Raw genomic sequence first — 20,371 nt, 5'->3', positions numbered from 1 at the left:
CCGGTAGATCAGCTCCAAGATCAGCCCCTGAGCGCTATTCCCGCCGGCAAGGGATAGGCGCCCTTGGTGCCGCGCCAGTGTGCGGCGGCAAAACCCAGCACGATCAGCGCAAATCCCTGATGGGTCAGCGCCATATGCAGCGGCACATGCATCAGCAGCGTGCCGATGCCGATCGAAGCTTGGACCAGCACCAGTAGAAACAGCAGCGTCGCGCGCCGCGCATGCGTTGTTTCAGGCAGCCGCCGGCGCGTGGCGATCATGTGCCACAATACCACGACGAATACCGTGTAGGCGCCAAACCGATGGACGAACTGCACCGTCTTCGGGCTCTCGAAGAAGTTGCGCCACGCCGGCTCGAGGATCAGCAGATCGCCAGGGATGATCTTGCCGTCCATCAACGGCCAGGTGTTGTAGCTTAAGCCCGCGTCGAGCCCGGCGACCAGGCCGCCGAGATAGATCTGGATCAGCGCCAGCAGCACGATGAACCCGGCCAGCCTCTGCGTCGACCGATCGGCGGCGGGTTCGGAATGCGGCGCCAATCCTCGCGCGACCACCATGGTGGCGGTGAAGATCAGCGCGGCGAGTGTCAGGTGGGTCGCCAGCCGGTACTGGCTGACGGAGACCCGGTCGACCAATCCTGAAGCCACCATCCACCAGCCGATGGCGCCTTGCAGGCCGCCGAGCAGGAGAATGCCCACCAGCTTCGCTCCCAGGCCGCGTTCGATGCGGCGCGTCGCCCAGAAGAACAGCAGCGGCAGGGCAAAGACCAGGCCGACGCTGCGCGCCAGGATGCGGTGCGCCCATTCCCACCAGAAGATCGACTTGAACGCCTCGATGCTCATGCCCTTGTTGAGCTCGGCATATTGCGGGATCTGCTGGTAGAGCTGGAATTCCTCTTGCCACTCGGCATCGTTGAGCGGCGGGATCACGCCATGGATCGGCTTCCACTGCGTAATCGACAGGCCGGAATCGGTGAGCCTTGTGGCGCCGCCGACCAGCACCAGCGCAAACAGCACCAGAAGCACCACATAGAGCCAGCCGCGCAGCAGCGCCCGGTTATGCAGGTCGCGGTCGCGGGCGACGTATGGCGCGGCAGCTGATATGGCAGCCATGATCTTGTCCCGGCAGGTTGATTTGGCGGATTGGTGGACCATCGCACCCGTGCTGGCAAGACCATACGGCGCGGCACGCCGTCGCGCCGCGTCTCACCGGTTGCACAGTCTCGCCTCAAGGCCTATGCGAGGCCGATACCCCTTGAGCCTGCCAGGCCTCTTGTGCGAATTCCGGCATGCTCGATCAGGAGACCAGCCATGCCCCTGCGCCTGAAAAAGCTGATCGGAATGTTTCTGCTGGTCGCGCTGGTCATCGTCTATGCGCTGGTCGCATCGATCTTCGCGGTCGCCCGGCTGTCGGAGTCGGGTCCGTGGGTGCATTTCCTGTTCTTCCTGCTCAGCGGCCTGCTCTGGGTGCTGCCGGCAATGGGCATCATCAAATGGCTGATGCTGGAGCCGAGGGCCAAGCGATAGGCGAAACCGCCAGCGTCAGATGGTGACGACCATCTTGCCGGCGTTGGCGAGCGGCGTCGTCACGCCCGACAGCATGGTGCGGATGTGGGCGAGGCTCTGGTAGCGGCCGTTGACGGAAATGCGCGGCAAGGCGTGCAGGAACCCGGCATGCTCGGCGCGCAGCACGCCGTGGCGCGTCGTCACGGCGGAGGTATAGCCTGCGTCGCGGGCAAAGCCGACCTCGCGGCAGCCGACAGCGCTGGCATAGCCATAGGGATAAGCGAAATGGCGGGGCATTTCGCCCAGTTCGGCCTGCAACATGGCGCGCACGTCGCCAACCTCGTGCCGGGCATCGGCTTCTGAGAGCCGCTTCAGATTGCTGTGGTTGATCGTATGGGCGCCGATCGTCACCAGCGGATGCGCGGCGATGCGACGGATTTCATCCCAGCTCATCAATGTGCGCAAGCGTGGGCCGTCGGCGTCGATGCCGTTTGCGCGAGCCAGGTCACGCAACACGGCCTGCAGGTCCTCCTCGCGGATTTCGGAGGTGAGATAGGCGTGCAGGCGTGCATTGGCCTGCAGCTTTTTCGCGGGGGTCGAGCAATCGATCGTCAGCGGACCATTCGGCCGCGTCAGCGTGAGGATATCGCGCGCGTTGACGATGTCCTCGACCACATCCCACCACAGGTCGGCGGTGCCGTTGATCAGCCCGGGCGCGACATAGATGGTGATTGGCGCGCCATGCTTCTCCAGCACCGGCAGCGCCTCGGTCATGTTGTCGCGATAGGCGTCGTCGGCGGTGATCGTGGCAAACTGACCGCCCTTGCCGCCTGCTTTGATGCGCTCAACGGCTTCGTCCATGGAGACGAAGGCATAGCCATGCGCCTTCATGTCCGCGATCATGGCGTCAAGGAAGCCGGGCGCGATATTCAGATGCCGGTTGACGCTGTCCGGCTTTTCCGGCGTCGCGGTAACACGGTGCAGCATCAGGATGGCGCCAATGCCGCCGATGAACGGCTTGGCCAGCGGTGCAAGGCCGGTATAGCGGGCGACGTTCAGCGCCAGTTTCCGGATTGCCTCCCCGCCGTCGATCATTCATTCACCTTTTGCGCCTAGGCTGATCCAAGCACGGAATGCGCCTATGCGAACCCCCAAATCGCGATCAATACGTCTTAAGGATTGAGGTATGGTTGACGCAACCGCGTCATTTGACGGCAATCGGCTTGCGGCCACCGAGGCATCGTCGCGCCCCTTGCCACGGGACCATGCCGGCCTGTCGATTTCAGTGGCGTCCACGGACGGACTCGCGGCCTATGCCGCGTTCTGCCGCTCGGCTCTGTTTGGGCCGGCGCAGAGTGCTGCCTGGGTCCAGAACTGGGCGGCCGAGACACGACCGGACCTGCTCGTCGCGACGCTGAGTGCCGAGGGCAAACCGGTTTTCTCGCTGGCGCTGGAGGTTGCCGCCAGGGGGCCGTTCCGGATCGCCCGCTTCATGGGTGGGCGCCACGCCAACGGCAACTTCGTCGCCGCGGACCCGAACTGGCTGGCCAAAGCGGATATACCGGCCCTCCGATCGGTGCTGGCGGCCATCGCCAAGGCACGCCCGGACATCGATCTGGTCGCGCTCGAGAGGTTGCTGCCCGATCTCGACGGCGTCGCCAATCCGCTCGCATCGCTTGAGCATTTTTCCAGCCCCAACCTGTCGCTGGCCGTCGATCTCGCCGGCGGCTTCGATGCGCTGCTTTCCCGCGCCAGCGGCAAACGCAAACGCAAGAAGCACCGGTCGCAGATCCGGAAATTCGAGGCCGTAGGCAGCTATCGGCGCATCGGGGCCCGCACCCCCGACGAGGTGGGCAGACTGCTCGACGCCTTCTTCGAGATGAAGGAACTCCGCTTCCGCAAGATGGGCATCGCCAATGTTTTTGGCGACGCACAGGTACGCGGCTTCTTCCGCGCGCTGTTCATGCAGGCGCTTGCCGAGGACAGGCCTTCCTTCGTGCTGCACGGGCTCGAGGTTGCCGGCAAGCTGCGCGCCATCACCGGTTCAAGCCGCTTGGGCAAACGCCTGATCTGCGAATTCGGAGCGATCGCCGAGGACGATCTTGGGCACGCCAGCCCCGGCGACTTCCTGTTCTTCGACAACATCCAGGAAGCCTGCGAGACCGGTTTCGAGGTCTATGACTTTTCGGTCGGAGATGAGCCTTACAAGCGGCTGTGGTGCGATATCGAAACGCGGCATTTCGAAGTGCTGGTCCCCTTGACCGTGAAGGGCCGCATGCTGGCGCTGACGCTTCGGCAAGGCGCACGGCTGAAGGCCTTCGTCAAGAACAGCCCGACGATCTGGAAGCTGACCAAAGTGCTGCGCCGCAAAGCCGCCGGCCAGGCAGCGCCCGCGGAAGAAGATAGCTGACGCCATGAAGCCGATCATCCGCACACTGTCCCTGCAGGAACTGGCGCTTCTCGTCGACTGGGCGGCCGCGGAAGGCTGGAACCCAGGTCATGAAGACCCGGCGATGTTCCAGGCCGCGGACCCCGAAAGCTTCATCGGCGCCTTTGTCGGCGACGACATGGTCGCGGCAATTTCGGCCGTGGCCTATGGAAGCGAATTCGGTTTCATCGGCCTCTACATCTGCCGGCCTGACATGCGCGGCATGAGCTACGGCAAGGCCGTGTGGGACGCCGGCATGAAAAGGCTCTCGGGCCGGACTGTCGGCCTCGACGGCGTCGCCGAGCAGCAGGCCAATTACCGGCGCAAGGGCTTCGCGCCGGCCTATGAGACCATCCGCTTCACCGGGCGCATGGCAGGCCAGCCGGTCAGGGCCGATGGGTTGCGGATGATTACGACGCAGCTCCTGTCCGGCATCGTCGCCTATGACGCCCATTGTTTTCCGGCGCCCCGAGGCACCTTTCTGAAGCGATGGCTGCAGGAGCCGCATCATGGGTTGGCGGCGATCAATTCGCGCGGCGCGACCGGTTTTGGCGTGGCGCGCAGCTGTCGATCCGGCTTCAAGATCGGCCCGCTGTTTGCCGACGATATAGAAATCGCTTTGCAACTCCTGGAGGGACTGGCCGGTGCCTGCGAGGGCGGCGAGATGCACATCGACGTCCCCGCCGATAACGCCGGCTTCATAACTGCGCTCGATGCGGCCGGCTTTGCGCCGACCTTCACCACCACGCGCATGTACAAGGGTCCTGCCCCGGAATTGGACCTGCGAAGGGTGTTCGGCGTAACGACGCTTGAACTGGGATAGATCGGGCGAACCGCAGAACGGCCCCGCCGGCGATCCGGGGCTCCCCTCAGGCAGCGGCAGTGCGCCTTCCCGGCACCGGATTGCCGGGCGGTTCGTGGCCGAGCGGCGTCACCAGCGTGAGGTCGGGGTAGCCGTTCTCGATCAGCTTGACCGCAGCCTGCGTCACCTCATCGTCGGCCTCCAGCATGGAGAGAAAGACCTCGGTGGCATCGCCGGTCAGGCGGCCGATGCCTTGCGCGTCGGCCGGTCCGCACTCGACCACGACCAGGTCGTAGGCTGTCGTCAGCGACTGCATGATGATCGGCAGCCGGTCGGCGGCACGCATGGCACGAACCGGATCGGCGGTTCCGACCGGGATGACGTGACAGTCCGAATAGAGATCGGCATGGATGACGTCACTGAACTGCGCTTCCGAAGCGAGCAGGTTGGTGATGCCGGGGAAAAGCCCGCTGTCCAGCATCGGCCGCGAGGCGGCCCCCGACGCGGTGAGGTCCAGCAACAGCACGCGCAGCCCGGCGTCGGCGACCTCGCGCGCCACCAGGATCGCGGATGCAGCCGCCTCGTCGCCTTCCGGCGAGACGAATATGGCGCGCGCCGCACCGCTGGAGATCAGCTTTTCGGCAGCCTTCTCGATATCGATCTCGCCCAGGGTGGAACGCGCCGGTTCGGGCTCGACAGCCGTCTGCTCTGTCGCCGTCGTATCGGGCATTGCGACCACATCCGGTGCCTCGGCCATGGCCGGCATTCCGGCGGCATAGGGCTCCGCATCTGTTTCATCCGCACGTTCAGGCAGCTCCTGGCCAACCAAGGGGTCCTGCAGGACGGCAGGCTCGTGGCGGACAAATGGCTTGGCGACCGGCGCCTGCGCCACCTGGGGCATCGCGACCTCATCGATCCGTTCGAAACGGGAACCGCTCGCCGGCCGCATCGCGCGGCCTGAAAACAGCTCCCGCAGAAGCGTCACGATCGCCATGATCAGCAGCGATGCGGCGAAAGCCGCGCCGACGATCGGCCCGACCTTCGGGAAATAGGCCTCGGAGGGAACCGAAGCCTTCGAGGCGATCCGCGCGTCGACCGGCAGATAGTTGCGATCCTGGCGCGAAGCGGCTTCGCGGTAGTTGGTCAGGTACAGCTCGAGTTGCTGTCGCTTGGCGGTCGCGTCGCGCTGCAGTGCGTCGAGATCGACCTGTTGTTCGCCGGCCTGCGCCGAAGCGGCTTTCAATGTGTTGACGTCTGCGACAAGCTGGTTCTCGCGGGCCTTTGCCGTCTCGGCCTGCATCAACAGGCCTTTCATGATCTTCTGGGCCTCGCTGCGGATCTGTGCGTCGAGATCGGACAGTTGCGATTTCAGCGCGCGAATGCGCGGATGGTTGCCTAGCAGTGTCGTCGACAGATCGGCGATGTTGGAGCGCAATTCGACCTGTCGCTCACGCAAGCGCTGGATCAGGTCCGACGACAGAACCTCCGGCACAGCATCCAGCGAACCGCCATTCTGCAGCGCCCTGCGCACGCCGTCGGCGGTCGCTTCGGCCGCGGCGCGGTTGGCGCGCACTTTCGACAGTTCGCTCGACAGTTCCGAAAGCTGCTGGGTGGCCAGCACCGAATTGTTGCCACCCATCAAAAGATCGGACTGGGCGCGATAGGCGGCGACCTTCGCCTCGGCATCCTTGACCTGCCGCTGCAGGTCGGCGATCTCGGGCGCCAGGAAGTCTGCCGCGGCGCTGTTCGATTCGAGCTTGGCCGCCCCTTGCCCCGCTATATAGGCGGCGGCGATGGCGTCCGGTACGGCGGCCGCGAGCTTGGGATCTTCCGATGAGAATTCGATGGCAATGATGCGGGTCTTCTCGACGCCATAGACGTTGAGCTTCTCGTGCATTTTCTTGAGCACGCGCTCTTCCGTCGGAATTTCCATCGGGTCGCTTTTCAGGCCGACCAGGACCAGAGCGCGGCTCAGCGCCGACATGTCGAGCGCTTCATTGAACTCGGGCAGTTTTTCCAGACCAAGCTTTTGCGAGACCTGCTTGAGGATTTCGTTGGAGGAAATGATCTGGACCTGGGTGGCGACGCCCTGTTCGTCGAGGATAGGCTTGTCGGTGTCGTTGTTGTTGCTGGCCGGCCGCGTGTAGATGGATTCGCGCGGCGCGATCTCCACCTGCGTCTCGGCCTTGTAGTGCCGGGTTGCCAGCGAGGCGAAAGCAAAGGCCAGCCCGGTTGCCAACAGGACGACGAGGACTATACGCAGCCAGTTCCTCGCCAGGCTGGCGAAGAGCTGCCTGAGATCGACATCGACATCTGCGGCCGCGGACTGAACGGACATGCATCCCTACTCCGATACTGGGTCAGCACGCACCGTAAACAACTATGGTAACTCAGCCGTTAAGATCGTGGTAAGTTTCCGTTAGGGTTTACTGGCGGGCGGCAAACAAAACCGCCAAGAATCACAAAAACTCTTGCCGATGCGCCACGCGTCGGCCGCTCCCTTTACCGGCCATTAACCCTAACAGGATGATAACGGGCCTCGATCCCTGATGTTTGCTGCGACGCCGCAGCGGCCCAGTCGAAGGTACTTGTCCGGTCATGAAAAGCACTGCTTCCCTGTTTCGCGCGCTGCTTGCCGTATCGATGCTGGCTGGCTGTTCCAGCTACCGGCCGACGCCGGCCGCCTTCCATGAGGTGCTCGATCAGCCCTACCGTCTTGGCGCCGGCGACCGCGTCCGCGTGACCGTGTTCGAGCAGGACGGGCTGACCAACACCTACAGTGTCGATCAATCCGGCTATCTCTCCTTCCCGCTTGTCGGCGCCATACCGGCGCGCGGCCACACCGCGCAGCAGATGGAAAAGGAGATCGCCGACAAATTGCGGCAAGGCTATCTGCGCGATCCCGACGTTTCGGTCGAGATCGACCGCTACCGGCCGATCTTCGTGATGGGCGAAGTGGGTGCCGCCGGCCAATATTCCTATGTTCCCGGCCTGACGGTGCAGAAGGCAATCGCCATTGCCGGCGGCTTCACGGCGCGCGCCAACCAGGAAAGCGTCGACATCACCCGCGACATCAACGGCAAGGTGATGACCGGCCGCGTGGTCACCTCCGACCCGCTGCTGCCGGGCGATACGGTCTACGTCCGCGAACGTCTGTTCTGACAGATACCAAGTGGCGGACAGGCTCAGGATCGTCCATTGCTTTCGCTCACCCGTCGGAGGAATTTTCCGGCATGTGCGCGACCTGGCCGAGGCGCAGGTCGCCGCCGGGCATTCGGTCGGCATCGTCTGCGATTCGACGACGGGCGGCGCGTTCGAGGAACATTTGTTCGAGCAGATGAAGGGCATGCTGGCGCTCGGCATTCATCGCACGCCGATGCAGCGCCATGTCGGTCCCGGCGACCTTGCCTCGGCTTGGCGCACATACAGGATCATCAAGGAATTGCGGCCGGACGTACTGCATGGGCACGGCGCCAAGGGTGGCGCCTATGCCCGTCTGTTCGGCTCATTGTTGCGGGTATCAAGGTCTCGCGTAGCCCGCCTTTATTCGCCGCATGGCGGCTCGCTCCACTATGACGAGAGCACGGTCATCGGAAAGCTGTTCTTCGCGCTCGAGCGATTCATGGCTCGCTTCACCGACTATCTGCTGTTTGTCTCGGACTATGAGCGGCGGACCTATCGCCACAAGGTTGGCGAGCCTCCCATTCCCAACACCCTCGTCTATAACGGCCTGCGCGCCACTGAATTCGAGCCGGTGATCACCGAGCCCGACGCAGCCGACCTGCTTTATATCGGCATGATGCGCGACCTGAAGGGACCGGATATCTTCATCGACGCATTGGCCCTTGCCGGCCCACGGTTCGGCCGCGCGCTGACGGCGGTGATGGTCGGCGACGGCGACGACCTTCTGCGTTACCACGGGCAAGTGAAACGCCTCGGGCTCGAGCGCCATGTCCGCTTTCTGCCGCCGATGCCGGCCAGGGAGGCCTTTGCCCTTGCCGCGCTTATCATCGTTCCCTCGCGCGCCGAAGCCATGCCCTATATCGTCCTGGAAACGCTTGCCGCGGGAAAGCCGATGATCGCAACCGCGGTCGGCGGCATCCCGGAGATATTCGACACCGGTTCCCCTGCCCTGATCCGACCTGACCCGATCGAGCTCGCCGACAGGATGAGCCAGGCGCTGGCCGACCCGGTCGCCTATCGCGACCTGATGCCCGATAGCGCCAACCTCAAGGCACGCTTCGGCGCCGATGTGATGGCCGCCGACATCGAGAAGGCCTATTTCGCAGCGCTCGACAGGTAGGCACAGGGCCAAGCCGTTCCAAAGCCATACGTTGTTTCAAGGGTTTCTTAGCTCTCTTTTGCTATGACCGTGGGGAAGTTTGCGGAAAGCCCTCATGAACGAGATCGACCCCGCGCGCCGCTTTTCAGCAGAGGCGGTGCGTAAATTCGACGGCCCGGCCGATGGCGACACGCCAAGCGGCATGAACGATGTCGCCCGCCAGGTCGCCTCGCAGTACCGGCGCGATACGATGTCACCGATCATGGTCAGCGGTGTCCTGCGCATGGTCGAATTCGGCTTGCTGTTCCTGTCCGGGCTCGCCGTCTATTTCCACTATGTCGGTTTCTTCAATTATCTCGCCTGGCAATATCCGGTGACGATCGCAGCCGGCTCGTTCCTTGCCGTGGTGCTGCTCGACGTCACCGACTGCTACCAGATCGTCGCCCTGATGCGGCCCATCGCCAATTTCGGCCGCGTGCTGCTGGTCTGGGCCGGCACATTCGCCCTGATGGCGCTGACGGCATTCGTCATGAAGATGTCGCAGGACTATTCGCGCCTATTGTTCGGCAGTTGGTTCGTCATCGGCTTCGTTCTCATCTTCGGCCTCAGGCTGGTGATGTCGAAGCTGATCCGGGCCTGGGCGCGCGATGGCCGCATGGAGCGGCGCGCCGTCATCGTCGGCGGCGGCAAGGCGGCGGAAATCCTGATCCGCTCGGTCGAAAAGCAGCCCTACAACGATATCCGCATCTGCGGCATCTTCGACGATCGCGGCGACAAGCGCTCGCCGCCCATCGTCGCCGGCTACCCCAAGCTCGGCACCATTTCGGAACTGATCGAGTTCGCCCGCATCGCCCGCATCGACATGCTGATCGTATCGCTGCCGCTGACCGCCGAATCGCGCGTTCTGCAGCTGCTGAAGAAGCTGTGGGTGCTGCCGGTCGACATCCGGCTATCGGCACATTCCAACGCGCTGCAATTTCGCCCGCGCGCCTATTCCTACATCGGCGCGGTGCCGATGCTCGACATCTTCGACAAGCCGATCAACGACTGGGATTCGGTCGCCAAACGCGCCTTCGACATCGTCTTCAGCCTGATCGGCATCGTCGTGTTCTCGCCGGTCATGCTGGCGACCGCCATCGCCATCAAGCTCGACAGCAAGGGTCCGGTGCTGTTCCATCAGAAGCGGCACGGCTTCAACAACGAGATCATCGAGGTCTACAAGTTCCGCTCGATGTATACGGACAAGGCCGACCCGACCGCCAAGCAGACGGTGACCAAGAACGATCCTCGCGTCACCCGCGTCGGCCGCTTCATCCGCAAGACCTCGATAGACGAGCTGCCGCAGTTCTTCAACTCGCTGCTCGGTTCGCTGTCGCTGGTCGGCCCGCGTCCGCATGCCATCGCCGCGCAGTCGCACAACCTGCTCTACAACGAGGTGGTCGACGGCTATTTCGCCCGCCACAAGGTCAAGCCCGGCGTCACCGGCTGGGCGCAGATCAATGGCTGGCGCGGCGAGATGGACACCAACGAGAAGATCCGCATGCGGACCGAGTATGATCTCTACTACATCGAGAACTGGTCGCTGCTGTTCGATTTGCGGATCCTGTTCCTGACGCCGCTCCGGCTGCTCAATACGGAAAACGCCTATTGAGTGCGATCAGCCATGATCTGCCGCGCGCGGCGGTCAACGCCAAGCTGGTCGCGCTGATTTCGTCGGGCGCGGTCTTCCTCGGCATTCTGCTGTCGGGCTTCGTCATCAGCGAGCCGGCGCCCTATGAGCTCTACATGGCCGGCCTGATCGCCATCTGGGCGCTTTTCGGCCTGAGGATTTCCCGCGCGGCCACGCCGCTGCTGGTGCTACTGGTGATGATGAACATCGGCGGCATGATCTCCATGACGCAGATGGCGGACCTCGCCAACACGCCGCTCTATCTCGCCGTGTCGCTGTTTCTCGCCTTCAGCGCGGTGTTCTTCGCATCGATCACCGCCGTACAACCGAGCCTATACCGGCTGATCTTCATTGCCTATGTGGTCTCGGCCGTGGCCACCTCGCTGCTTGGCATTGCAGGCTATTTCCATGCCTTTCCGGGCGCGGAGATGTTCACCAAATACGATCGCGCCGCCGGCGCCTTCCAGGACCCGAACGTGTTCGGCCCGTTCCTGGTGCTGCCCGGCATCTATCTACTCTATCTGCTTTTGACCGGACCGGCGACACGCATGCCGCTGCTGGCGGTGCCGCTGCTGATCATCACCGCCGGCATCTTCTTCTCCTTCTCGCGCGGCGCCTGGGGCATGTTCACCGTCTCGGCCGTCCTGCTCACCGGCTGCCTGTTCCTGCAGAGCGCCAGCGGCAAGTTCCGGCTGCGTGTGGTGGTGATGACGATTGCAGCACTGGCGCTGCTGGTCATCGCCATCATCGTCATCCTGCAGCTGCCCGGCGTGTCGGAGATGTTCTCCAACCGTGCCCAGCTCGAACAGAGCTACGACACCGCCCGCCTCGGCCGCTTCGCCCGCTACGGGATCGGCTTCCAGATGGCGATGGAGCATCCGTTCGGCATCGGCCCGCTGGTCTTCGGCACGATCTTCGGCGAAGACACCCACGACATCTGGCTGAAGATGCTGATGGATTATGGCTGGCTCGGCTTCGTGTCGTTCCTGGCGCTCGTCTTATGGACGATAGCAGCCGGCTTCCGCATCCTGCTGCGCGACCGGCCGTGGCAGCCCTATCTCCTGTGTGCCTATGTCGCCTTCATCGGCAATATCGGGCTCGGCACCTTCATCGACATCGACCACTGGCGCCATGTCTACCTGCTGCTCGGCCTGATCTGGGGCGCCATCGCGCTGGAATACAGGCACCAACGGCTGTTGCGGCCTGCCTTGCAGGGCTCGCCGGCACCGGCAATCGCAGCGGTATAAAAGTCGCGGAATTCGGTTGACCCGCACGGGGTTATCACGATACATCGCGACCGGTCCGGAGTGTAGCGCAGCCCGGTAGCGCACTTGACTGGGGGTCAAGGGGTCGTCGGTTCGAATCCGGCCACTCCGACCAATTCAAAGCAGGACTTTCCCCCGAAGTCCGCCCCTCCAGATGCCCCGGTCAGTCCGGCCAAATCTCGGATCGGGGCACCATGTCCTGTGCGCTTGAGCTCCGGCTTGGTGCTAATGCTACCTCTGGCACACATCCACCCACTCAGCGCCGGTAATCTCAACCATGCGCTGCGGCGCAATCCGCACCGCGGCGTTGGTGGCGCCTGCCGCAGGCACCACCTCTTCAAACTCGCGCAGCGATACGTCGAAATAGACCGGCAGCGGCGCCGGCAGGCCGAACGGGCAGACGCCGCCGACCGGATGGCTGGTCGCTTCGACAACTTCGGCGGCGTCGAGCATGCGCGGCTTGCCGCCGAACTGGTCCTTGAACTTACGGTTGTCCAGCCTGGCGATGCCGCTGGTCACCACCAGCATGGCGCGGTCGCCGACGCGCAGGCAGATCGTCTTGGCGATCTGGGCCGGCAGCACGCCATGCGCCTCGGCCGCCAACATCACCGTCGCCGAGCTCGCCCGCGTGACGATGACGTCGATGTCGGGCGCGTGGGCGGCGAAGAAGGCACGAACGGATTCCAGGCTCATATCGAAAACCCATGGCTCAAAAAGCTTGATGGACGGCAGATTGCGGTTCGGCAGCCGGGGGCCGCCGCGCGTATAAGCACGTGCGATAGACGGATCGGCAAGCCCCAGGCTGAAGCAGACGCTGCGGCAGGTACAAAGAAACCCGCCAAGGAGCCTTGGCGGGTTCTCTGGAATGCGTGGTGCGGATCTACGCCAGCGATCGGCCTTGCGCCGCCGGCGTCGGCGCAGCCGGGGTGATCAGAGCCTCCTGGGGAAGGTGAAGCGCGGACACAATACGACGCAGCTTCGACGGGTCGGTCACTCTGCCGCTTTCGATATCCTCAATCTCGTCCACCGCCAGGCCGCATGTCAGGGAGAGCTCTTCCACGCTGTAACCGCGGGTCTCCCGCATCGCTCTGAGGGTATTGTAATTTGGCCCGCTTCCGTTGGTTGCCGGTTCGGAGTGGGCTTCGCTTTTCGCATTATGGGGCATTGGCAACTCCATGACTGAAAGAGTTTGATCAAATGAGGAGTGTTGCCTGAGACGGTCGGGAAGATGCCCTCTCGCCGGCGATTTGCCAAGAGCCAAAAGGGCCGTCACGGGATCGTGAACCAGGTGCCTGGCGCGGCCCTCTCGCGCACACGTCGCGATCAAGTTGTTTTGAAGGTCCGATCAGCCTTTTGCCGGCAGTTTCGCCGCGCTCGTTCGTTATCTCCGGGTCGCTGGCGTGAAACCATCCGGTTCCAGCCGGCTCGTTCCCGGAAGGATTTTTTGCAATGAACCTGAAGACAGTCATGGTCGTGCTCGGCACGATTTCCAGCCTTTCCGTCGCCGGCGCGGGCGCCGCCCAGGCCGCAGACGCGCTGCGTGTGCGCGGCACGGTGGTCAGTTTCGAGCCCACGCTGCTCACCGTGAAAACGCGCCAGGGCGATACCGATGCGATCAAGCTCAAGGCTGGCTGGAAGATCTCGGGCGTCGCCAACGCCTCGGCAAAGGATATCAAGCAGGGCGATTTCCTCGGCATTGCCTCTGTTTCGAAAGCGGATGGCGGCAGCGGCGCCCTGGAGGTGGTGGTCTTTCCGGCCGCGCTGAAAGGCACTGGCGAGGGCGACCGTCCCTGGGACCTGCAGCCAAACAGCCGGATGACCAACGGCACCGTCGCCGACGTTACCGATATAAGCGGGCGATCCGTCACCCTGACCTATGACAATGGCCAGACCAAGAAGATCTCGATCCCCGACACCACGCCCGTCGTGACCTTCGCGCCGGCGACGCCTACCAACCTCAAGCCGAGTGCGACGGTCTTCGTCACCGCTGAGCGGGGCAGCGACGGCGCGCTGAGCGCCAGCCGCGTCGTGGTCGGAACCAACGGCGTCGTGCCACCGATGTAGTCGAACAGGCGGCCCAATGGCCGTCTCTCTCGATCTTGCCGTGCATGGTGGCGGGAGGCTGGATTGGGCAGAAACAGTCCAGAAACAAAATTCTACAATCGGGAAATACTGACGAAAAAATTCAGGCGCGTAATTCCATTCGCGGCGGCCGGGCTATCGCCTCGATCCATATGCGCCCGCGAAACAAAAGGAAACCATCCATGAAGAAGTCCCTCCTCTCGGCCCTCGGGCTTGCAGTTGCATTGGCTTTCACGGTGCCCGTCATCGGCGCGACGAGCGCGGATGCGGCCCCGATGGCCAAGCATCATCGTCACCACCATCATCACCGCCACCATGTCCGCCACCACCATCATCACCGCCACCACCACCATGTGATCGGAAACAAGGCCTAAGCACCGCAGACTGCCACCGAGAAGACCGGCCTTGGCTTCCTGTCCAAGGCCGGCTACTCCGCCCCGCGAGGCTCGATCTCGGACTGGATCAACAATTCACGCAAATCCACGCCGCGACGTCGTCGTCTATCCCGGCGCTGGTATGGCACCACGACCAATCCGGCATTCGCCAGCGAAATCGAGCGGCTCTGGCGGCTCGCCCAATCGCATTGCGCCGGCGGCACAGAGATGCGAGGCGCCTCCAGCGACAACAGACATAGCCGACCGCAAGGAAAATGACGGATCACCTTGAGGCGAGCCGTCACTTCTCCTGCTCGTATCCCCGGGATTTGGGTTCTAGAATTCAGCGCCGGCTGAACAGCAGACTGGCGACAAGACCGAGCACCACAAGGCCCACCGCCGCGGCAGCCGCCGGATGGTCGCGGGCCGACCTCTCGATCACCCTGCCCTGTTTACGGATTGCCGGCATGGCGTCGCGCAGGCGCCCGGCGAGATCGGAATAGGTGTCCAGCGCGGCATCGCGACCGTCCTCGTAATACGCGCCGCCTCGCCTTGCCACGGCCCTCTTCAAGCTGGCCAGTTCCTTGGTAAGAGCCGCGACCTGCCTGTCGAGATCGATGTCGGAGAGGGTCGAAAATGATGCCATTGGTATGTTTCCTTCACTTGCAGAAGGAAGCGTAACGCCTCACCGGAAGACGGGTTCCGGCTTTCGAACTATCGATGTCGCGTCGGGCCGCTTTATCTCTTTGTTTTTACGCAATTCTAGACGGAAAACCGCTTCACACTTTTCCTAGAATTGCTCTAGCGCACCTGGTCAAGCAGGCGCTTGCATTCCAGGAGGTCGAACAGCGCCTCCTGCAGCAAGGCCCTGTTGTCGCGCGAGAGTTTCGATGCATCCGGCTGCACCGGACCGTCCTCGTCGCTCTTGCCCAGGCCGAAAAAGCGGCGGCTGGGCTTCACCCGCGGCTGGCCAACCAGTTCGTCGTCCATGCCGCGCGGCTGAGCCGCCGGCGTCAGCGGCACTTGGTCAGCCTGCTTTCGCTGCGAGATCGCCTCTACGGCGGCCATGTCGCCATTGCCGATGGCAACCAGGAAATGGTTGCCGTTCTCGCGCAACAGCTTCTGCACGCCCTTGATTGTGTAGCCCTGGTCGTAGAGCATGTGGCGGATGCCCTTGATCAGCTCGACATCCTGCGGCCGGTAGTAACGACGGCCGCCGCCGCGCTTCATCGGCTTGATCTGGTTGAAACGCGTTTCCCAGAAGCGCAGCACATGCTGCGGCAGATCGAGATCTTCGGCGACCTCGCTGATGGTACGAAAGGCGTCGGGGCTCTTGTCCATGGGCGAATCCTCACGCTGGACGATGATCCGGCCTACCTGCCGAATCGGGGCTTATTTCAGCGGTTTATGAAGCAATATTCAAGCCCGGCGTCATGGCGGCGACGGTTTTCAACCGCGCAGTAGGACTACTTGCCGCTTTTGGCCTTGCCGCTCTGATGGGAGCGCAAGATACGGCTCTTCAGCACATTCGACGACTTGAAGGTCATCACCCGACGCGGCAGGATCGGCACTTCCTCGCCGGTCTTGGGATTGCGGCCGATGCGTTCGTTCTTGGAGCGGACGTGGAATGTCGCGAAGGACGACAGCTTCACCGTTTCGCCGCGCACGATGGCTTCGCAGATTTCATCCAGCACCGCTTCGACGAGTTCGGCCGATTCAGTGCGCGACAGGCCGACCTTCCGGTAAACTGCCTCGGCAAGGTCGGCGCGCGTAAGTGTCTTTCCCCCCATGCGACCGTCCCATCAGCTCAAAACATAAAATTCGGCACAACAACGGCAGAGCCTAAGTAATTGATCCGTCAAGGTCAAGGACCGAAACTGGACCGTTCGGCACTTACCAGCGAACCAGGACAGCGCCCCAGGTGAAGCCGCCACCCATCGCTTCCAGGAGGACGAGATCGCCCTTCTTGATGCGGCCGTCGGCGACGGCCACCGACAGCGCCAACGGCACGGAAGCAGCCGAGGTGTTACCGTGCAAATCGACCGTAACCACCACCTTTTGCTCAGCTATCCCGAGCTTCTTGGCGGAAGCGTCAATAATTCGTTTATTGGCCTGGTGGGGCACGAACCAGTCGAGATCATCGGCCGAGATACCGGCTTGCGCGAACGTCGCCTCGATGACATCGGTGATCATGCCGACCGCGTGCTTGAAGACTTCGCGGCCCTCCATCCGGAGGTGGCCGACCGTACCCGTGGTCGACGGCCCGCCGTCGACGAAAAGCTTGTCCTTGTGCGTGCCGTCGGAGCGCAGGCTGGCCGCCAGAACGCCATGGTCGGCGATCGCGCCCGTCCCCTCGCCTGCTTCCAGGATCATGGCACCGGCGCCGTCGCCGAACAGCACACAGGTCGAGCGGTCGCTCCAGTCGAGGATGCGCGAGAATGTTTCCGAACCGATCACCAGGACACGCTTGGCCAGGCCGCCGCGGATGTAGAGATCGGCGGTGGTCACGGCATAGACGAAGCCCGAACAGACCGCCTGCAGGTCGAAGGCAAAGCCGTGATGCATGCCGAGCCGGTTCTGGATCTCGACGGCAGTGGCCGGGAACGTGTTGTTGGGCGTCGAGGTCGCCAGCACGATCAGATCGATGTCGGCGGGCGTGAGGCCCGCATTGGCAAGTGCGGCACGTGCCGCTGCTTCCCCCAGCGAAGCCGTGGTCTCGTCGTCACCAGCGATATGGCGCTGGCGAATACCGGTACGCTGGGCGATCCACTCGTCGGAGGTCTCGACCATGCCTTCGAAATCGGCATTCTTCATGATTCGGCGGGGCAGCGCGGCGCCCGTGCCGCGCACGACTGATCTGATCAAAGTTCTTTCCTATTCCTTTGCGTCGGTGACGACGTCGGATTTCCTAGATGACAGGGCACGCGGGTTGCGCGCATGAAACAGGTCCAGATCGGCCTCGATGCGGTCGAGGAGGTTGTTGCGGACCATGTCATAGCCGAGTTCGATCGCGGCGGCGAACCCGTCAGAATCAGCACCGCCATGGCTTTTGACGACGATGCCGCTCAACCCCAGGAAAACGCCGCCGTTGGAGCGGCCGACATCCATCTTTTCGCGCAGGCGATCGAAGGCGCCCTTGGCGAAGATGTAGCCGATCCTGGCCATCAGAGTCCGGCTCATCGCCGCGCGCAGATAGCCACCGATCTGGCGCACCGTGCCTTCCGCCGTCTTCAGCGCGATGTTGCCGGCAAAGCCTTCGGTGACGACGACGTCGACCACGCCCTTGCCGATATCGTCACCCTCGACGAAACCGTGATAGTTCATCGAGGCCATGTTGGCTTCGCGCAGCATGCGCCCGGCCTCCTTGACCTCTTCCTGGCCCTTGATCTCCTCGACGCCGACATTGAGCAGGCCGACGCTGGGCCGGGCTATGCCGAAGACCGAGCGCGCCATGCCGGTGCCGAGAATGGCAAAATCAATGAGCTGTTGCGCATCGGCCCCAATGGTCGCGCCGACGTCCAGCACCACGCTTTCGCCGCGCAATGTCGGCCAAAGGGCTGCAATCGCCGGGCGATCGATGGTGGCCATGGTGCGCAGGCAAAATTTCGACATCGCCATCAGCGCGCCGGTGTTGCCGGCGGAAATGCAGGCGTCGGCCGTGCCGGCCTTGACCGCTTCGACGGCCTTCCACATCGATGACTTCCAGCGGCCGTGGCGCAGCGCCTGGCTCGGCTTGTCGTCCATCCTGACCGCAACTTCGCAATGGAAGAATTCGCTGATCTCGGCGAGCTTGGGAAATTTGGCAAGTTCGGGGCGCACGACTTCCTCACGCCCGAAGATGACGAAGCGGACGTCGGGACGACGGGTCGCGACCGTCATGAGCGCTGGTATGACCACGGCTGGTCCGTGATCGCCGCCCATGGCATCGATGGAAATCCTGATCACGCGGTATTTATCTCACGGTTAGGCGGCAGGTCGCTTGAGCGACCGCGAAGGTTCGGCGAAAATAACGGTTTTGGGCTGCCGCACAACCGACTTTTCCGTCGCGGGCGAGCTTTTCAGGATTTTCCCAGCAAGGATCGCAGTTTTTGCTGAAATTCATTCTCCGCCGGTTCGGTCTCGCTGCCGGCATTGAGCGATGCGCCCTGCTTACGCGGATAGGGGTCGATGGCGAGCCCGAAATACTGTTCGGCGAGTGCCCCGACATCGATCGTGTCACCGGAAAATGTCTCTGGACTGTCAGGGCCTTCCGCATCGAGCAGGATCTCGCCGCCACCATCGAAGCCCTGCCGACCGAGCTTGGAATCCTCGGGCAGCAGCAGCGCTTCGACCGGTTCGTCGATATGCGCTTCGACAGGCTCGAGCGTGACGATGCAGGCCTGAGTGATGTCGGCCTCGACGCGGCCGCTGATCTTCACGCCATTGCGCTTCCACGACGCCACCAGAAGCTCGGCGCGATAGGATTCGACCGAAATCAGCCCGTGCTCCTCGGCCAGTGCCGCACGCTGTGCGGCATCGGCCTCGATAACCAGCGGCAGGCCCTTCTGCGGCAGGCGCGTAATGTTGGCGCGGAAGGAGACCGGGCTTTGCGGGTCAACATGCTTCATTGTTCAACCTCCTTGGCGGCGGGAAAGGTCAGCGTGCCGGAGACAATCGATTCGGATGGCTGCGCGGCCAGATGACTGCGCGCGTCGGTAACATAGTTGGCCAGCAGCGATGCTTCCGCCCAGGCGCCCGCGTCGGGCCGGACATTGCGGGCAAGAGCCGCGGTCAGCCCTTCATGGTCGTTTCTTTCCAGGGCATCGTCATAGGCAGCGGTTCGGCCATAAAACATCTTTGCCAGCTTTTTCATGCGTTTGGGCACGCCAACGTCGCCAATGCCCAATTCCCGCAACGAATGGTCGACGTCAAGGAAGAACTCGTCGATCAGCACCTGGGCGACCTCCTGCGCCGCACCGCTCTCCCCGCGCAACCTGTGCTGGAACAGGAACATGTGCAGCGACAGCATCTCGAAACGGCCAAGCGGCGTATCTGGCACATTCCAGTGGGAATAAAACACAGTCTGCCGCGCCGCCGCCACGATTTGTGCGTAAAGCGCCTCGGTGATAGCGCGGTTGGCGTAGCGTTCGCGGCCAAAAAAGCGCTGGAACATTGGGGATGGTCTCCTGGGGACCGTTTGTTGAAGTGGGCTTGTTGCATCGGCAAGCAAGCTGGTTTACCGGTTTCGCGGCCCAGCGCAAGTTGCGGCCAGCTAATGGAGTTGTTGTTGCGCGCGCTGAATTTCAAGTTGACCTTCTCGTCCAGGCCCGCCGGCGCGATCTCGCTGCTGATGATCGTTTCGGCACTGTCCGCCTGCCACACCTCCAAGATGATGGGCGATCTCAGCCCGAGCGAGACGCTGACGCAAGGTTACGTCATAGACCAGCAGGCAATCGACCTGGTGCCGGTCGGTTCGAGCCGCGAGCAGGTGCTTCTGGCGCTCGGCACGCCGTCGACGACCGCGACCTTCGACAACGAGGCATTCTATTACATTTCGCAGACGCGCAAGCGCTACGTCGCCTTCGACAAGCCACGGCTCATTGACCAGCATGTGCTGGCTGTCTATTTCGGCGCCGATGGCCGTGTCACCCAGATCGCCAATTACGGGAAGAAGGATGGCAAGATGTTCGACTTCATCTCGCGCACCACACCGACCGGCGGCAAGGACCAGAACTTCCTCAGCCAGGTCATCAACGGTGCCAGCAAGCTGGCGCCCGGCATTCCCGGCGGCGGCGTCTAATTCCCTTCGGCTTCCATTCCCGGAAGCCTCGTCATCTCAGGCGACCAAAAACCCGCGGGAGCGATCCTGCGGGTTTTTGTTATGGGTCACCAGTCGGGCACGGCCACTGGCATGCTGCAGTGGCCACCACTGAAAACACGACGCTGGGTCCGGCATAAGGTGCCAGCGCACGCATTGCGAAGACC

Annotated in this window: 22 protein-coding genes and 1 tRNA gene; 11 read left to right on the top strand and 12 right to left on the bottom strand. The window is 63.0% G+C overall.

Annotated elements, in window-relative coordinates; genetic code table 11:
- Nucleotides 1-20: 20 nt before the first annotated feature.
- Complete coding sequence (locus AC0L2U_RS26920) at nt 21-1,112, bottom strand: COX15/CtaA family protein (protein ID WP_127810689.1); 1,092 nt, start codon at nt 1,110-1,112, stop codon at nt 21-23.
- A 198-nt stretch (nt 1,113-1,310) separates the two neighbouring features.
- Between AC0L2U_RS26920 and AC0L2U_RS26915 the strand changes: the two genes are divergently transcribed.
- Nucleotides 1,311-1,526: a DUF2842 domain-containing protein gene (locus AC0L2U_RS26915; RefSeq protein WP_023810263.1), complete on the top strand. Its 216-nt coding sequence runs from the start codon at nt 1,311-1,313 to the stop codon at nt 1,524-1,526.
- A 15-nt stretch (nt 1,527-1,541) separates the two neighbouring features.
- Here AC0L2U_RS26915 and AC0L2U_RS26910 read toward each other — a convergent pair whose 3' ends face one another.
- Nucleotides 1,542-2,600, bottom strand: coding sequence for a polysaccharide deacetylase family protein (locus AC0L2U_RS26910; RefSeq protein ID WP_128288403.1), 1,059 nt, complete (start codon nt 2,598-2,600; stop codon nt 1,542-1,544).
- Nucleotides 2,601-2,691: 91 nt separating this feature from the next.
- Here AC0L2U_RS26910 and AC0L2U_RS26905 point away from each other — a divergent pair, with 91 nt between their 5' ends.
- The gene (locus AC0L2U_RS26905) at nt 2,692-3,915 is read left to right on the top strand and encodes a GNAT family N-acetyltransferase (RefSeq protein WP_127397782.1); all 1,224 of its coding nucleotides are present in this window, start codon (nt 2,692-2,694) and stop codon (nt 3,913-3,915) included.
- Nucleotides 3,916-3,919: 4 nt separating this feature from the next.
- The gene (locus AC0L2U_RS26900; RefSeq protein ID WP_473602884.1) at nt 3,920-4,756 is read left to right on the top strand and encodes a GNAT family N-acetyltransferase; all 837 of its coding nucleotides are present in this window, start codon (nt 3,920-3,922) and stop codon (nt 4,754-4,756) included.
- Between the two features lie 46 nt (nt 4,757-4,802).
- Here the strand turns inward: AC0L2U_RS26900 and AC0L2U_RS26895 are convergent, their stop codons facing one another.
- Complete coding sequence (locus tag AC0L2U_RS26895) at nt 4,803-7,073, bottom strand: GumC family protein (RefSeq protein WP_127810693.1); 2,271 nt, start codon at nt 7,071-7,073, stop codon at nt 4,803-4,805.
- Between the two features lie 260 nt (nt 7,074-7,333).
- On the opposite strand from AC0L2U_RS26895, the gene AC0L2U_RS26890 reads away from it, so the two are divergent.
- From AC0L2U_RS26890 to AC0L2U_RS26870, 5 genes are all read left to right on the top strand, one after another.
- Nucleotides 7,334-7,897 (top strand): polysaccharide biosynthesis/export family protein, encoded by a 564-nt coding sequence (locus tag AC0L2U_RS26890; protein WP_128288401.1) that lies wholly within the window; start codon nt 7,334-7,336, stop codon nt 7,895-7,897.
- A gap of 10 nt (nt 7,898-7,907) precedes the next feature.
- Complete coding sequence (locus tag AC0L2U_RS26885; protein WP_127810694.1) at nt 7,908-9,038, top strand: glycosyltransferase family 4 protein; 1,131 nt, start codon at nt 7,908-7,910, stop codon at nt 9,036-9,038.
- Nucleotides 9,039-9,132: 94 nt separating this feature from the next.
- On the top strand, nt 9,133-10,668 hold the full coding sequence (locus AC0L2U_RS26880) for an undecaprenyl-phosphate glucose phosphotransferase (RefSeq protein ID WP_127267065.1): 1,536 nt from the start codon (nt 9,133-9,135) through the stop codon (nt 10,666-10,668).
- Nucleotides 10,665-11,933 carry an O-antigen ligase family protein gene (locus tag AC0L2U_RS26875; RefSeq protein ID WP_127397444.1) on the top strand — a complete coding sequence of 423 codons (1,269 nt, stop codon included), beginning with the start codon at nt 10,665-10,667 and terminating at the stop codon, nt 11,931-11,933. Before AC0L2U_RS26880 ends, AC0L2U_RS26875 begins: the two co-directional genes overlap by 4 nt.
- A 56-nt stretch (nt 11,934-11,989) precedes the next feature.
- Nucleotides 11,990-12,066, top strand: a tRNA-Pro gene (locus AC0L2U_RS26870).
- Nucleotides 12,067-12,182: 116 nt separating this feature from the next.
- Here the strand turns inward: AC0L2U_RS26870 and AC0L2U_RS26865 are convergent.
- On the bottom strand, nt 12,183-12,644 hold the full coding sequence (locus AC0L2U_RS26865; RefSeq protein ID WP_292630378.1) for a YbaK/EbsC family protein: 462 nt from the start codon (nt 12,642-12,644) through the stop codon (nt 12,183-12,185).
- A gap of 187 nt (nt 12,645-12,831) precedes the next feature.
- Nucleotides 12,832-13,116: a helix-turn-helix domain-containing protein gene (locus tag AC0L2U_RS26860; protein WP_127810696.1), complete on the bottom strand. Its 285-nt coding sequence runs from the start codon at nt 13,114-13,116 to the stop codon at nt 12,832-12,834.
- A 284-nt stretch (nt 13,117-13,400) separates the two neighbouring features.
- Here AC0L2U_RS26860 and AC0L2U_RS26855 point away from each other — a divergent pair, with 284 nt between their 5' ends.
- Both AC0L2U_RS26855 and AC0L2U_RS26850 read left to right on the top strand, forming a co-directional pair.
- On the top strand, nt 13,401-14,015 hold the full coding sequence (locus AC0L2U_RS26855; RefSeq protein WP_292630376.1) for a hypothetical protein: 615 nt from the start codon (nt 13,401-13,403) through the stop codon (nt 14,013-14,015).
- A 200-nt stretch (nt 14,016-14,215) separates the two neighbouring features.
- Nucleotides 14,216-14,407, top strand: coding sequence for a hypothetical protein (locus AC0L2U_RS26850; protein WP_164781747.1), 192 nt, complete (start codon nt 14,216-14,218; stop codon nt 14,405-14,407).
- Nucleotides 14,408-14,750: 343 nt separating this feature from the next.
- On the opposite strand, the gene AC0L2U_RS26845 is transcribed toward AC0L2U_RS26850, so the two are convergent.
- The 7 genes from AC0L2U_RS26845 to AC0L2U_RS26815 all read right to left on the bottom strand — a co-directional run bounded on the left by AC0L2U_RS26845 (nt 14,751) and on the right by AC0L2U_RS26815 (nt 19,559).
- Nucleotides 14,751-15,053 carry a hypothetical protein gene (locus tag AC0L2U_RS26845; protein WP_127270978.1) on the bottom strand — a complete coding sequence of 101 codons (303 nt, stop codon included), beginning with the start codon at nt 15,051-15,053 and terminating at the stop codon, nt 14,751-14,753.
- A 155-nt stretch (nt 15,054-15,208) separates the two neighbouring features.
- Entirely contained in the window at nt 15,209-15,748 is a 540-nt protein-coding gene (locus tag AC0L2U_RS26840) for a MerR family transcriptional regulator (protein WP_027038390.1), read from the bottom strand.
- Between the two features lie 125 nt (nt 15,749-15,873).
- Nucleotides 15,874-16,197 carry an integration host factor subunit alpha gene (locus tag AC0L2U_RS26835; protein WP_013532231.1) on the bottom strand — a complete coding sequence of 108 codons (324 nt, stop codon included), beginning with the start codon at nt 16,195-16,197 and terminating at the stop codon, nt 15,874-15,876.
- Nucleotides 16,198-16,300: 103 nt separating this feature from the next.
- Nucleotides 16,301-17,272, bottom strand: a complete 972-nt coding sequence (locus AC0L2U_RS26830; RefSeq protein WP_127320649.1) for a beta-ketoacyl-ACP synthase III — start codon at nt 17,270-17,272, stop codon at nt 16,301-16,303.
- A gap of 9 nt (nt 17,273-17,281) precedes the next feature.
- Nucleotides 17,282-18,352, bottom strand: coding sequence for a phosphate acyltransferase PlsX (plsX, locus tag AC0L2U_RS26825; protein ID WP_127396161.1), 1,071 nt, complete (start codon nt 18,350-18,352; stop codon nt 17,282-17,284).
- A gap of 113 nt (nt 18,353-18,465) precedes the next feature.
- Nucleotides 18,466-19,014 (bottom strand): YceD family protein, encoded by a 549-nt coding sequence (locus tag AC0L2U_RS26820; RefSeq protein WP_027162417.1) that lies wholly within the window; start codon nt 19,012-19,014, stop codon nt 18,466-18,468.
- A complete protein-coding gene (locus AC0L2U_RS26815) occupies nt 19,011-19,559 on the bottom strand; it encodes a ubiquinol-cytochrome C chaperone family protein (protein ID WP_128288395.1) in 549 nt (182 codons plus the stop codon). Before AC0L2U_RS26815 ends, AC0L2U_RS26820 begins: the two co-directional genes overlap by 4 nt.
- A gap of 114 nt (nt 19,560-19,673) precedes the next feature.
- Between AC0L2U_RS26815 and AC0L2U_RS26810 the strand changes: the two genes are divergently transcribed.
- Nucleotides 19,674-20,186, top strand: a complete 513-nt coding sequence (locus AC0L2U_RS26810) for an outer membrane protein assembly factor BamE (RefSeq protein WP_473602883.1) — start codon at nt 19,674-19,676, stop codon at nt 20,184-20,186.
- The last annotated feature ends 185 nt before the right edge of the window (nt 20,187-20,371 follow it).

Source organism: Mesorhizobium sp. WSM4808, from assembly GCF_055811675.1.
The sequence above is the reverse complement of the archived record's forward strand: the minus strand, read 5'-3'. Positions and strand labels throughout refer to the sequence as shown.

Excerpts from the sequence above, each read along its gene's own strand:
- AC0L2U_RS26890 (WP_128288401.1), top strand. The coding sequence starts at position 7,334 with ATGAAAAGCACTGCTTCCCTGTTTCGCGCGCTGCTTGCCGTATCGATG.
- AC0L2U_RS26855 (WP_292630376.1), top strand. The coding sequence starts at position 13,401 with ATGAACCTGAAGACAGTCATGGTCGTGCTCGGCACGATTTCCAGCCTT.
- AC0L2U_RS26815 (WP_128288395.1), bottom strand. The coding sequence starts at position 19,559 with ATGTTCCAGCGCTTTTTTGGCCGCGAACGCTACGCCAACCGCGCTATC.
- AC0L2U_RS26835 (WP_013532231.1), bottom strand. The coding sequence starts at position 16,197 with ATGGGGGGAAAGACACTTACGCGCGCCGACCTTGCCGAGGCAGTTTAC.
- AC0L2U_RS26915 (WP_023810263.1), top strand. The coding sequence starts at position 1,311 with ATGCCCCTGCGCCTGAAAAAGCTGATCGGAATGTTTCTGCTGGTCGCG.
- AC0L2U_RS26905 (WP_127397782.1), top strand. The coding sequence starts at position 2,692 with ATGGTTGACGCAACCGCGTCATTTGACGGCAATCGGCTTGCGGCCACC.
- AC0L2U_RS26845 (WP_127270978.1), bottom strand. The coding sequence starts at position 15,053 with ATGGCATCATTTTCGACCCTCTCCGACATCGATCTCGACAGGCAGGTC.
- AC0L2U_RS26910 (WP_128288403.1), bottom strand. The coding sequence starts at position 2,600 with ATGATCGACGGCGGGGAGGCAATCCGGAAACTGGCGCTGAACGTCGCC.
- AC0L2U_RS26880 (WP_127267065.1), top strand. The coding sequence starts at position 9,133 with ATGAACGAGATCGACCCCGCGCGCCGCTTTTCAGCAGAGGCGGTGCGT.
- AC0L2U_RS26920 (WP_127810689.1), bottom strand. The coding sequence starts at position 1,112 with ATGGCTGCCATATCAGCTGCCGCGCCATACGTCGCCCGCGACCGCGAC.
- AC0L2U_RS26895 (WP_127810693.1), bottom strand. The coding sequence starts at position 7,073 with ATGTCCGTTCAGTCCGCGGCCGCAGATGTCGATGTCGATCTCAGGCAG.
- AC0L2U_RS26865 (WP_292630378.1), bottom strand. The coding sequence starts at position 12,644 with ATGAGCCTGGAATCCGTTCGTGCCTTCTTCGCCGCCCACGCGCCCGAC.
- AC0L2U_RS26820 (WP_027162417.1), bottom strand. The coding sequence starts at position 19,014 with ATGAAGCATGTTGACCCGCAAAGCCCGGTCTCCTTCCGCGCCAACATT.
- AC0L2U_RS26850 (WP_164781747.1), top strand. The coding sequence starts at position 14,216 with ATGAAGAAGTCCCTCCTCTCGGCCCTCGGGCTTGCAGTTGCATTGGCT.
- AC0L2U_RS26900 (WP_473602884.1), top strand. The coding sequence starts at position 3,920 with ATGAAGCCGATCATCCGCACACTGTCCCTGCAGGAACTGGCGCTTCTC.
- AC0L2U_RS26840 (WP_027038390.1), bottom strand. The coding sequence starts at position 15,748 with ATGGACAAGAGCCCCGACGCCTTTCGTACCATCAGCGAGGTCGCCGAA.
- AC0L2U_RS26860 (WP_127810696.1), bottom strand. The coding sequence starts at position 13,116 with ATGCCCCATAATGCGAAAAGCGAAGCCCACTCCGAACCGGCAACCAAC.